Raw genomic sequence first — 13222 nt, forward strand, 5'->3', positions numbered from 1 at the left:
CCTTAAGCCGCTATCTGGATGATGGCAATCTACCGATATGCAACAATTGGGTAGAGGTGCGACACGAAGTCGCTTAATGAAGTTGTTCCCCCTGCGGGAACCACCCGTGTCACCGGGTGAATCTAGAAGGCTGAATAAAGAGCGCCTTCGACAATGTAACGAGGCACCGTAAGGTGCGGGGTATCAATCGTGAGAGGCGTACTCTTCTGGCAGCCATAGCCGGACAAGGGCTAGATAATCGGTATGGTGAACACATGTGAATCTGCGCAACGATCGTTAAATTGAACGAGCGGAAATGGCTAATACGCTCGAACCAAAACGGTAATGGAGGTGGGAATCGCGTCTTTCTACTACGCATTCGTGACCCATACGCCTCCCGGTCGATAGCAGGCACCTAAGCCGATGTACTTCAGTAAGCGGAACGTGGAAATCCCGTATTACCCCCATTGGGAAAGCAGTTTGCAAAAACTGCCCATGGTGATGCGGGCGAAGGAACGAGGAAAAAGCGAATGCCAGTCTGTAATGGGTTGGATAGAGGTTGAAACATTACCTCACGCGAAAGCGGGCTGACGTCCTTATGGTCTCTCATCACAAGAGAGTGTGTAGAACCCTTTTAATGGAGGGAGAGCAAATGAACGCAGCAGTATCAGCGTGTGCGCCTTCCAGCACATCGTGGGACAGCATCGATTGGATTGCTGTACAGCGTCATGTCAGAGGGCTGCAAGCGCGTATTGTGAAGGCGGTACAAGACGGCAGGTATAACAAGGCGAAAGCTCTGCAATGGCTGCTGACTCACTCGTTTAGTGGCAAAGCATTGGCCGTAAAACGAGTGTCTGAAAACAAAGGCAAACACACGGCTGGGGTCGACAAGGTGACTTGGAATACACCCAAGGCCAAGACCGGTGCGATGATGTCGTTGAAGAGGCGAGGTTACACGCCCCTTCCGCTTCGGAGAGTCCTTATTCCGAAGAAAAATGGCAAGATGAGACCTCTCGGGATACCCACGATGAAATGCCGGGCCATGCAGGCGCTCCATCTGCTGGCTTTGGAACCCATCGCGGAGACCACCGCTGATCGGAACTCTTATGGATTCAGACCACAACGCTCAACCGCGGATGCTGCAGCACAGTGCTTTGGTGTGCTGTCAAGAAAAGTAAGTGCGGAGTGGGTGCTAGAGGGTGACATTCAAGGCTGTTTCGACAATATCAGCCATGACTGGATGATCACCAACCTCCCAATGGACAAGGTGATTCTACGGAAATGGCTCAAAGCCGGTTACGTCTACCAAAGCAAGCTGTTTCCCAGTCTTTCCGGAACACCGCAAGGAGGTATTATCTCCCCGGTGTTGGCCAACATGACCTTGGACGGACTGGAAACGATGCTGGCGAAGAGGTTCCCTAACGCCAAATGGACAGGCAAAAAGCTGCAACTGGTACGGTATGCGGATGATTTCATCATCACGGGGTATTCTAAAGAGTGGCTCGAAAATGAAGTTCGCCCTGCCGTGGTTGAATTTCTGGCGGAGCGCGGTCTCGTGCTCTCTCAGGAAAAGACCAAAATCACGCACATAGGGAACGGGTTCGATTTTCTTGGCTGGAACGTACGTAAGTACAACGGCAAGCTACTGATCAAGCCGTCAAAGGCAAACATCAGCGCTCATCTTGACAAGCTGCGAGCATTAATCAATGCAAACAAAGCGACACGACAGGCCACTTTGATCGGTTTGCTCAACCCGATTCTAAGGGGTTGGGCCAACTATCATAGTCATGTCGTTGCCAAGAAGGTTTTCAACCAGGTAGACAACGCAGTGTGGGAAATGCTCTGGCGATGGGCTGTACGTCGCCACCCTCGCAAGACACTCCGATGGGTCAAAGATCGGTATTTCAAAGTACAAGGAGCGCGTCGATGGGTGTTCTCATGTGATGAACAGTCCGCTGATGGTCGGAAGCGACAATACACATTAGTGTCTGCCTCGGACACGCCAATTGTGCGACATATCAAGATCAAGGCTGCTGCTAACCCTCATGACCCCGCATGGGATGAGTACTTCGAATCCCGATGGGGTAAAAGAATGCTGGTCTCCGCAAAGGGGCGAGCCAAGCTGTATCGGGTGTGGCTAAAACAAGGTGGTCGCTGCTGCGCCTGTCTTAAACCAGTCACCAAAGATACACCATGGCACAGCCGTCATATTGTGAAGCTAAGTCATGGTGGAACGGATGCAGTTGCTAATCTTGAGATTTACCATCTGTATTGTCCGAGGAGTGTTCAGTTTGCCAATGTCAACGATGTATAACCGGGTGCCGAATGGCGCCTTAGCAGAGGCTTGAGCCGTGTGCTGGGAAACTCGCATGCACGGTTCTTAGGGGGTTGGACGTAGGTAACTGCGTCTGACTACCCGACAATCAGATGCGTCCCTGGGCGTTGGGACGCAAGAACTGGCTGTTTGCAGGTTCGCTGCGCAGTGGTCAGCGAGCGGCAAACATCATGACTTTAATCCAGTCAGCAAAGCTGAATGGCTTGGATCCGTATGCCTATTTAAGTGATGTGCTGAAAAGGTTACCGACACACAAAGTGACCCAAATTGAAGAATTGCTGCCGCACTGCTGGAAACCTAAATCGAATTAAAAAATAGGTATGGGATTCAGCGGACGCTTACTCTTATTTGGCAATTTTGATGAGTAATTCTTCTTTCGTTAGGTTGCTAGATTCAGCATCACGACGACCTTTATATTCAAAAGTACCTGCATCTAAACCTTTCTCACCAATCACAATACGGTGCGGAATACCTGTAAGCTCAAGGTCAGAGAATTTCACCCCAGGACGTTCATTACGATCATCCAGTAATACATCATAACCCGCAGCTTGAAGTTCAGCATAAAGTGCTTCTGCTGCTTCTAATGTGCGAGGTGATTTATGTGCGTTCATTGGTACAATCGCAATTTCAAATGGTGCGATGGCTGCAGGCCAAATAATCCCTTTATCATCAAAATTTTGTTCAATGGCAGAGGCAACGACACGTGTTACTCCAATCCCATAGCATCCCATGGTAACAGTAAACGGTTTGCCATCTTCACCTAATACTTTGCAGCCTAACGCTTCTGAGTATTTAGTACCAAGCTGGAAGATATGACCGACTTCAATACCGCGTTTAATTTGTAGAGTTCCTTTGCCATCTGGAGATGGATCGCCCTCAACGACGTTACGTAAATCGTAAACTTCAGTATATTGTGCATCGCGTTCCCAGTTCACACCTGTTGCGTGTTGATCAACTTGGTTTGCACCTGCAACGAAGTCAGACAATATCGATGCAGCACGGTCTACAATCACTGTTATGCCTTTTTCAACCAAACCTTGTGGACCAACAAAACCAGCAGTTAAACCTAAAGCTGCAATTTGTGCATCGGTTGCAAAAGTAAGTGGTGCAGCAATCTGTGGATGCTTTTCTGCTTTAATTTCGTTGAGTTCATGGTCACCGCGCAGGAATAATGCAATCACAGGCACTTGACCTGTTTCATCTGCAATACCTTGAACCAAGAGCGCTTTGACTGATTGGTTGCTATTTGTACCTAAAAATGCAGAAACTTCCGCAATGGTTTTTTGATTTGGTGTATCTACAATGTTGAGTTCTTGCGTTGCAGCAGCACGTTCACCCACCAAAATAGCTTCAGCCATTTCAATATTGGCTGCATAATCAGATTCGGTAGAGAAGGCGATATCATCTTCACCGCTTGAAGCCAGAACGTGGAATTCATGTGAACCAGAACCACCAATAGAACCTGTATCAGCTTGTACTGGGCGGAAGTCTAAACCTAGGCGCGAGAAAATACGGCAGTAGGTGTCGTACATCACATCATAGGTTTTTTGTAAAGAAGCTTGATCGGTATGGAAAGAATAAGCATCTTTCATAATAAATTCGCGTGAACGCATTACCCCAAAACGTGGGCGAATTTCGTCACGGAATTTAGTTTGAATTTGATAGAAGTTGATTGGCAATTGCTTATAGCTTTTTAATTCATTACGCGCCAAATCGGTAATGACTTCTTCATGTGTTGGGCCAAGTACAAAAGGATTGTCGTGGCGATCTTTAAAGCGTAGTAATTCAGGACCGTATTGCACATAACGCCCTGATTCTTCCCAAAGTGAGGCAGGCTGAGTGACAGGCATAAAAGTTTCTAAAGCACCTGCGCGATTCATTTCTTCACGAACAATGGCTTCAACTTTATTTAGCACACGCACACCCATTGGCAGCCAAGTATATAAACCTGAAGCCAATTTACGAATCATACCCGCACGTAACATCAGCTGGTGAGAAATCACCTCGGCATCGTTTGGGGTTTCTCTTAACGTAGCAAATAAAAAGCGACTCGCGCGCATGGAAACTGTCCTAAAAAGTGAAGCGTTAAATGGAGTTTTTTCAAAGCCAGATTATACAATAAAAATCGGGCTAAACTTGCGTTAAAATTTAGCCCGAACGATTGTGTGACTTTGCGTGAGATTTTAAGAAATCAGTTTACGCGTTTGGCGTAACATAAAATTCTTAAAATCATCTAAGTAAGTGAAAATGACAGGTACGACCACCAAGGTGAGTAGGGTGGATGTAATTACACCGCCAATGACTGCGTGTGCCATAGGCGCACTTTGTTCGCCGCCTTCACCCAAGCCAAGTGCGAGTGGCACCATCCCCATCACCATTGCACTGGTGGTCATTAAAATAGGGCGTAAACGGGTTTTCCCTGCAGCTATAATTGCATCATAACGTGAATCGCCCTGATCCATGGCTTTTTTAATAAAATCAATTAGTAAAATCGCATTTTTGGTGACCAATCCCATCAGCATAATAATACCGATAATAGAAAACAGGTTCATGGTCGAGTTAAAAATAAACAGTGCCAAGAATACTCCAATCAACGATAAAGGTAGGGAAGCCATAATTGCTGCGGGGTGAATGAAACTGTTGAATTGCGAACCTAAAACAATATAAATAAACACAATAGACAGGGTAATTGCAGTCAGTGCATAACCTGCAGATTCAGCCATGTCAGCATTGGCGCCTTGAGTGTCGAAGCTATAACCTGCGGGTAATTTAAAGTTATCCTGAATTTTTTGAATGTCGGCACCAATGTCCCCTGCAGGACGTCCAGCAGTGTTAGCTTCGACCAAAACTTCACGGGCCAAATCACGGCGGTTGATTTGCGCTGCACCTAAACTTTCTTCAAACTTCGCCACACTTGCTAGAGGCACTAAAATATTTTGTCCATTGGCATCGGTTTTTTGTGAAGTTAAATACATATTTTGCACATCGCTCGGCAAGCTACGATGGTTTTCTGTAAGGCGAACATTGACATCGTAGGTTTCGCCACGTTCATCTTGCCAAGTGGTGACATCATCCCCCGCAATCAGTGGGCGGATAATATTGGCAATTTGATTTACCGATAGCCCTAAATCGCTGGCAAGGACACGGTTAATATGAACACCTAATGTAGGTTTAGGAGCTTTTAGCGAGCTTTCTAAATCGACAATACCATTCACCTGAGCAATTTCGGTCATAAAGCGGTCAGAGATTTTTTGTAATTCTGCTAAATCAGGGCCTTTAATAGACACCATCACAGGTTTTTGCCCACCAGAAACCGTTTCATCGGCAGAGGCGACAGAGGTGATGGTGATGCCCGCAACACTTTGTAGACGCTGGCGAAATTCGTTATTGAGTTCGGTTAGCGTTTGTTGACGTTCATTACGTGGGCTGACAGTTACACGCAAATTAACATGATTTTTCCCGCGATCTGTTACGCTGTTAATGGCTCCGTAAGTCGCACGTACTTCAGGGTGTTGACGGATGATTTGATCTACTTGTTTTAATTTTGCTTGTGAATATTCAAGCGAGGCATCTACAGGTGTTTCAAATTTAATCCGAATTTCACCTTTGTCGGGTACAGGTACAAACTCTGTGCCAATCAGTTTGGATAATCCGAGTGCTGCAAATAATGAGCCCACTGCAATCAATAAGGTAATAACGCGAAATCGTAGTGCTAATTTTAAAAGTTTTTCATAATGATGGCTTAAATTGTCGAGTTTGTTAGAAATCCAGTTTAAGAAGCGTTTTAACCGTCCAGGTTTTTTATTCGGATTTGCTTTTTCTGCCCAGTGTGCAGAAAGCATTGGATCCAGCGTAAAACTGACAAACATGGAAATCAGTACGGCAGTACTGACGGTGACACCAAATTGATAGAAAAAGCGTCCGATAATTCCGCCCATAAATGCTACAGGTAAAAATACCGCCACAATGGTTAGGGTGGTTGCTAAAACTGCCAAGCCAATTTCTTTAGTACCATCCAAAGCAGCCCTGACATGGTCTTTGCCCATATCGGCATGACGCACAATATTTTCACGAACCACAATTGCATCATCAATCAATAAGCCAATACTGAGCGAGAGTGCCAGTAAGGTCATCATGTTGATGGTAAAGCCAAATGCCCAAATAAAGGTGAGTGTGCCGAGTAGGGCGATTGGCAGGGTCAATCCTGTAATGGCGGTAGAACGGAATGAACCAAGAAACAACAGTACAATCAGGACTGCCAGAATCGCACCCTCAATAATGGTGCGCGCTACATCACGGATACTGCCACGAATCCCTTTAGAAGAATCCACCACGACCTTTGCAGTCATGCCAGCAGGCAGTTGGGTTTGAATACGTTCTAAGGTTTTATAAGTGTTATCTACCACTTCAATGACATTAGAGTCTGAACTACGCAAGATATCGACAGCAACCGCAGTTTGCCCATTTAAAAATGCACTGGTTTCCAGCTCTGCCTGACTATCTTGAATTGTGGCAACTTGTTTTAAAAAGATTGGCGCACCATTTTTATTGGCAATAATTAAATCGCCAAAAGCCAGAGGATGAATGACTTTGGATTGGATTTCGACCACCAATTCACTATTGGCTTGTTTGAGTGTGCCGCCAGGTACTTCAATATTTTCAGCTTTGAGCGTGTTGATGACCTGATCTACACCTAAGCCAAAACTCATTAACTTTTGTGGATCTACCTCAATCCGAATTTGTCGCTGTGCATCACCCAATAAATTAACAGTTCCGACACCAGACACAGTGCGTAGTTGCGGTACAACTTGTTGATCTAAATAGGAACTTAAATCGCGTAAGGACATTTGTGAGGATTCAAAAACTATCGACATCACTGCATTGGCAGTTGGATCGTAGCGCTCCACCACTGGGTCTTGAATTTCATCTCGAAACCCTGCACTGACAGACGAAATTTTATCGCGTACATCTTGTGCCGCCACTGCCGAAGGAACATCTAAATTAAACTCGGCAATAATAGTAGATAGCCCTTCACTGGATTGTGAAACCAGTTGTTTGAGTCCAGAAATGGTGTTGATCTGATCTTCCATTTTCTTGGTGATTTCAGATTCAACTGTTTCAGGTGATGCACCCGGATAACTGGTATAAACCACTACAAACGGAAAATCGACGTCAGGAAATTCTTCCACGCCCATACGTTGCCATGAAGCCAAGCCAAGCACCATTAGACAAAACATCATCATGATGGTAAAAACGGGATACTTGACGCTAACTCGGGTAAACCACATAACAACGATCCTGATTTTTTATTTATTGGACATCTGCACTACTGCATTGAGATGAAATTCAATTTATTGAGGGTTATTTTGAATGATCACCTGCTGCTGAATTTGATCGGGGTTGAACACCACTCGACTGACTAGATCACTGCTCTGTAAGCCTTGAATCACAGCAGTATTGTCACTATAGCGCTGTTCTAAAACTGTGATATCCACGCGGGCAATTTTTTGATCTCGAATCACCCAAACATAAGGTTTGTTTTGGATATCGTGAATGGTATTGAGTGGGATGATTTGCCCTGAAATTGTCGTGTTCGCTAAAATATAACCATCCACAAATGCCCCAATACTTAAAGAGGGAAGACGATCAAGCGGGGTTGCAAAAAATTCAATTTGACGACTGGCTAAATCCGCAACAGGAGAAACACGGCTAATTTGTGCATTAAATGTGTTTGCTTGTCCTTGGAGTTGATATTCAATTTTTTGACCAATTTTGAGTGCGGCTTGTAAGTCGCTTGGTAATTTCGCTTGAATTTCTAATTGGTTCGGATCGACGACTTCAAATAAGGTTTGTCCTGCAGCCACAGTTTGCCCAGGCTCAACTTGACGTTGGGTAATGACACCATGAATTGGACTGGTAATCGTGCCATCTTGATCGGCTTTTAGTGCAATATCGACATTGGCTTGTTGGGCGCGTACATTTTCCATTTGCGCACGATAATCTAACTGACTTTGCTCATATTCCACTTGTGAAATAAAACCCTGATCGAGCAAACGTTTTTTTCGTTGCATCATATTGCGGGCTTGGTTGGCTTGCGCTTGCGTTGCAGCTAAATTGGCGCGAGCTTGTGCTAAACGCGCAGCATTATCCTGATTATTTAAGCGTAGCAAGGTTTGACCACGTTGTACGCTATCTCCCACTTTGACATAGACTGAGGTTGCTGTGGCAGTCACCTGTGCTTGAATACTGCTTTGATTCACAGCACGCACTGTGCCTGTAAAGGCAGTTTTACTGATTGCGCTGCCTTGTTGTGGTGTCACTAAATCTTGCTGAATGAGTTCAATTTTTTCTGATACTGTTGTTTTATTTTCAGTTTCTGTTTTTTGGCAGGCACTCAGCAAAATACATAAACCGATTGCACCGATACGAAAAATGGGTAAATGCTGCCGATTAAACCTAACTGCGATACGCTGTGCAATGTGCATGCATATTTGTCCTTATTGATTGCCAAAATGACAAGGTAATTCAAATCAACTATTCAAGTGCTTTTAAGCGAGTAATAATTCTGTCGTATTCTGCTTGTGTATTTCGATAGCTTGTTTGTAAAGATTGAATCATATCTTTTTTAAGCTCGATGTTTTTTAAGTTATTGTCCAAATTGGTTTTTAGTTGTGCAGGCACAGGTTTGACCTTGCGTAAATACTCCATTTCTTGACGTTTAAAAGTAATACGGTCATTTTGCAGCTGTTTGAGTTGTTCTTGTTGGAAAATAATTTGCTTTTTAATATGCGCTAAAGCGTTATTACGTTTAGTGATTGCGGTTTGACTATTGGTATAGGCTTTTTTTAAACGCTGATCAGATTCCATTTGATACGCTTGAGCAGCACGTTGTGGGGCTTTTTTAATATCCATTTCAGTGTTGTATGGACGTGCGCGCTGAATCACTTGCATGTTACGGTCTAATGCTTCATAGCCATGACGAATATGATTAGGTGTCACATTACTACTAATATTTGCAACGCTATGTTGATCATAATAGCGATACCACACCGCTTTGTTCTGGCTGTCAGCCATGAGTGGGGCAGAGGACAAGAGCAGTAAAGCAAGCATGCCCAATTTAAGTGACTGCTTATTTTGTTTTAATTTGACAGCGAGTGATTTTGCAAAAAAAGTGCTCACGTTGTCCCCCACAATAAAGTTGACTAAATTACTTAAATTACACGTAATAATAGTGTTATATTAGATCAAAATTAGGAATTAAAAAAATACAACCGATAAAAAATATCAATGGTCACAAGAAAGTGTGAGCGGTTTGGTGATAATGGTGTAAAAGTGTAGATTTACACTAAATATGTTCATTGAAACTACAAGTAAAGATATGTTAAAAATACGATCAATGTGTAAGATTTTTCTACTCAGTTGCTTGTACAAACAAAAATGGGAAGGGTCATTGAATGGACGATAAATTCCAAAATCTAAAAGTCATGGTGATTGATGATTCAAAAACCATTCGCCGTACAGCTGAAACACTTCTGCAGCGTGAAGGTTGTGAAGTGGTTACCGCAGTTGATGGATTTGAAGCTTTATCCAAAATTGCAGAATCAAATCCAGATATCGTATTCGTAGATATTATGATGCCACGCCTAGATGGTTACCAAACGTGTGCCTTAATTAAAAACTCGCAAAACTACCAAAACATTCCTGTCATTATGCTATCAAGTAAAGATGGTTTATTTGACCAAGCTAAAGGACGTGTCGTGGGTTCTGATGAGTATCTGACTAAACCATTTAGTAAAGATGAATTATTAAACGCCATTCGTAACCACGTGACCGCATAATTATTAGTTAGTTAGATTTATTGGGGAAAATAATGGCTCGTATTCTTATTGTAGATGATTCACCTACAGAAACATTCCGCTTTAGAGAAATCTTGACCAAGCATGGTTTTGAAGTCATTGAAGCAGCGAATGGTGCAGATGGCGTGACCATGGCGCAAGCTGAATTACCAGATTTAGTATTAATGGATGTGGTTATGCCAGGCGTGAATGGCTTTCAGGCAACACGTCAAATTTCGCGTGGTGATACCACTAAACACATTCCAATTGTAATTGTGAGTACCAAAGATCAGGCAACTGATCGTGTTTGGGGAAAACGCCAAGGTGCAAGCGATTACTTAACTAAGCCTGTTGACGAAAAACAATTAATTGATGTGATTAATCAACACCTTAATGCAGGATAAGCTATGGCTGCAAATGGTTTTATTGAATTGCTTCGGTTATCTAAACGTGGAAACAAAAACTACGTTAGTACCGAAAATGAGGTAAACCGCTGGTCAGGCATTGCTTTTGAGATGATGGGGCAATATTTCGTTGCTCCATTAGGAGAAGTTTCTGAGGTTATTTATCCACCGAAATATACGCCAGTGCCAAATACCCAACCTTGGGTAGTAGGTTTAGCGAATATTCGCGGAAGATTACTTTCAGTTTCAGATTTGGCACATTATGTTTCTGGGCAAAGCAGCCAATATTCACCTACTCAAAAAGTAATGTGTATTAGTCATAATGACCATTATGTCGGTTTAGTTGTAGATCAAGTTTTGGGTATACAGCACTTTAATAAGAAAAGTTTCTTTTCTAAACACAATGATTTAGATAGTAATTTACAAGAATATTGTCAGGGGTATTTTCACCAACATAACCAACAATGGCATGTTTTCTTATTTAGTCGTTTATTGCAAAACCCAAAATACATGAACGCATCTATAAAATTTATAAATTAACTGTCGCGCACCTAAAAAATGAAGGCGTCAATCGGGGAGAAGCTGCATGGGCTTTAAACTTAAAAAGAAAAATTCAGGCGAAGAAACCGTCCGTAAAGCAAGTGGTCCAGGTTTTTTTGCAAAATTACAGGCGCGAACAGAAGAGTTTGCGAGTGTATTTGGCGAAACAGAAAAATCTAAGCCACTTATTTTAGGCGCAGCTTTTTGTATCATCTTATCGCTTTTCCTGTTGTTATACCTTTTTTATAGCGTGCCGCGTAATAACGATTTTACCCGTAGTTTGGGTGATTTACGTCTGTTGTCACAAACCATTTCACGTCAAGCAACTGAAGCGACTGCATCAGGTACGCCTGAATCTATTAAAAACTTAACAGATTCACAAAAAGCCTTTGCTGCTCACTTAGAAACAGTGAAGGATATTCATGCCAGCACAGATACACTGCGTGAAGTGGAAACACAGTGGAAATCGGTTTCTGAAAATATTGATTTGATTGCTTCGCAACAAAAAATCATTAACCAACTCTATGACACCAACATTGCAATTGGTGAAACCATTCCGGGTATTCAGGCTGAATATAACTTGATGGTTGACCAAATGGCACGTCAAGACATGCCAAGTAGCCAGGTGGTTATTGCAAAGAACCAAGTATTCATTGCAGAACGTATTTTACGTTCAATCAGTTCTGTATTAACAGGTACAGACAGTTCACGTGAATCTGCAGATGACTTTAGTGCTGATACCGAAACGTTTGGTGCTTACTTGGCAGCACAGTTAAATGGTAGTGCGGAACTTGGTGTACAACGTATTACTCAAGAAGATTTACGTAGTTCATTAGAAGGTATTCAAGCAGAATATGAAGATGTATTGAAATCTGCTGCTGCAACAGTTTTAAATAACTCAACACAAATTGTAAAAGTACGTCAGGCATCATCTTCTATTTTTGATCAGTCAGATAAGCTTTTAACCAATTTAAATAAATTGTCTAGCGGTTCAGGTTGGTCTATTGCAATTCCTGCAATTGGCTTAATTGCAGCATTACTTGCGTTCTTATTCTGTGTATTCAAACTCTTGAACTTACGTGGTGAAGCCGATAAAACTCGCGTGGTTCGTCTACAAGATGAATATGACCGTAACCAGAACGCGATTTTACGTTTACTCGATGAGATTGCCGACCTTGCAGATGGTGACTTACGTTCATACGCAACAGTATCGGAAGACTTCACGGGTGCAATTGCCGACTCGATTAACTTCGCAATTGACCAATTACGTGACCTTGTATCGCGTATTCACGAAACATCGCACGAAGTTGCACAATATACGGCAACCACACAGAACATTACCAACCAGCTTGCTGAAGCATCTGAGCATCAGGCGCAAGAAATTGCAGGTGCATCTGCCGCAATTAACGAAATGGCAATGTCGATTGACCAAGTATCTGCCAACGCTGAAGAATCAGCAGCGGTAGCAGAACGTTCAGTACATATTGCATCGAATGGTGCAGACGTTGTAAACCGTTCAATTGAAGGTATGGATATCATTCGTGAGCAGATTCAAGAAACCTCTAAACGTATTAAGCGTTTGGGTGAATCTTCACAAGAGATTGGTAACATCGTTGCCTTGATTAACGATATTGCCGACCAAACTAACATCTTGGCATTAAACGCAGCAATTCAGGCGTCTATGGCGGGTGAAGCAGGTCGTGGTTTCGCAGTCGTAGCCGACGAGGTACAGCGTCTAGCGGAACGTTCAGCATCTGCAACCAAGCAGATTGAAACACTGGTTAAAACCATTCAGACCGATACCAACGAAGCCGTAATTTCGATGGAACAAACCACATCCGAAGTTGTGCGTGGTGCGAACTTATCTAAAGATGCGGGTGTTGCACTGGATGAGATTCAAACGGTATCGACCAACCTTGCGAAATTGATTTCTAACATTTCGGATGCTGCAAAACTTCAGTCTGCTTCTGCAGGTCACATTGCAACCACGATGAACGTTGTACAGGAAATTACCTCGCAAACGACCAGTGCAACTTTCGATACTGCACGTTCGGTATCTGAGTTGGCCAACATGGCAGAATCATTACGTGAATCTGTAACTGACTTTAAACTACCTGAATAAGCGGGAT

Annotated in this window: 9 protein-coding genes and 1 pseudogene; 6 read left to right on the plus strand and 4 right to left on the minus strand. The window is 43.3% G+C overall.

The annotated features are described in order from the left end of the window. Positions 1-631 precede the first annotated feature (631 nt). Positions 632-2293 carry a group II intron reverse transcriptase/maturase gene (ltrA, locus tag FTU70_RS09140; RefSeq protein WP_180060489.1) on the plus strand — a complete coding sequence of 554 codons (1662 nt, stop codon included), beginning with the start codon at positions 632-634 and terminating at the stop codon, positions 2291-2293. A 104-nt stretch (positions 2294-2397) separates the two neighbouring features. Further along, a pseudogene (locus tag FTU70_RS09145) lies at positions 2398-2625 on the plus strand (transposase domain-containing protein); the annotation flags it as partial. Between the two features lie 33 nt (positions 2626-2658). Here the strand turns inward: FTU70_RS09145 and FTU70_RS09150 are convergent. From FTU70_RS09150 to FTU70_RS09165, 4 genes are all read right to left on the minus strand, one after another. Further along, on the minus strand, positions 2659-4374 hold the full coding sequence (locus tag FTU70_RS09150) for a proline--tRNA ligase (protein WP_180060490.1): 1716 nt from the start codon (positions 4372-4374) through the stop codon (positions 2659-2661). Between the two features lie 123 nt (positions 4375-4497). Further along, on the minus strand, positions 4498-7602 hold the full coding sequence (locus FTU70_RS09155; protein ID WP_180060491.1) for an efflux RND transporter permease subunit: 3105 nt from the start codon (positions 7600-7602) through the stop codon (positions 4498-4500). 63 nt (positions 7603-7665) lie between these two features. Next, positions 7666-8799, minus strand: a complete 1134-nt coding sequence (locus tag FTU70_RS09160; protein ID WP_131261509.1) for an efflux RND transporter periplasmic adaptor subunit — start codon at positions 8797-8799, stop codon at positions 7666-7668. Positions 8800-8848: 49 nt separating this feature from the next. Beyond that, on the minus strand, positions 8849-9493 hold the full coding sequence (locus FTU70_RS09165) for a hypothetical protein (protein WP_180060492.1): 645 nt from the start codon (positions 9491-9493) through the stop codon (positions 8849-8851). Positions 9494-9768: 275 nt separating this feature from the next. On the opposite strand from FTU70_RS09165, the gene pilG reads away from it, so the two are divergent. From pilG to FTU70_RS09185, 4 genes are read left to right on the plus strand one after another with little or no spacing between them, the layout of a single operon-like run. Next, a complete protein-coding gene (gene pilG / locus FTU70_RS09170; protein WP_004975524.1) occupies positions 9769-10152 on the plus strand; it encodes a twitching motility response regulator PilG in 384 nt (127 codons plus the stop codon). A 32-nt stretch (positions 10153-10184) separates the two neighbouring features. Further along, positions 10185-10553 carry a PleD family two-component system response regulator gene (locus tag FTU70_RS09175; protein WP_004975526.1) on the plus strand — a complete coding sequence of 123 codons (369 nt, stop codon included), beginning with the start codon at positions 10185-10187 and terminating at the stop codon, positions 10551-10553. 3 nt (positions 10554-10556) lie between these two features. Further along, the gene (locus tag FTU70_RS09180; RefSeq protein ID WP_004975527.1) at positions 10557-11093 is read left to right on the plus strand and encodes a chemotaxis protein CheW; all 537 of its coding nucleotides are present in this window, start codon (positions 10557-10559) and stop codon (positions 11091-11093) included. A 46-nt stretch (positions 11094-11139) separates the two neighbouring features. Next, positions 11140-13215 carry a methyl-accepting chemotaxis protein gene (locus FTU70_RS09185; protein WP_179988579.1) on the plus strand — a complete coding sequence of 692 codons (2076 nt, stop codon included), beginning with the start codon at positions 11140-11142 and terminating at the stop codon, positions 13213-13215. Positions 13216-13222 lie beyond the last annotated feature (7 nt).

This window comes from Acinetobacter sp. YH12135, from assembly GCF_013418565.1.
In the GTDB taxonomy this organism is placed as follows: Bacteria; Pseudomonadota; Gammaproteobacteria; order Pseudomonadales; family Moraxellaceae; genus Acinetobacter; species Acinetobacter towneri.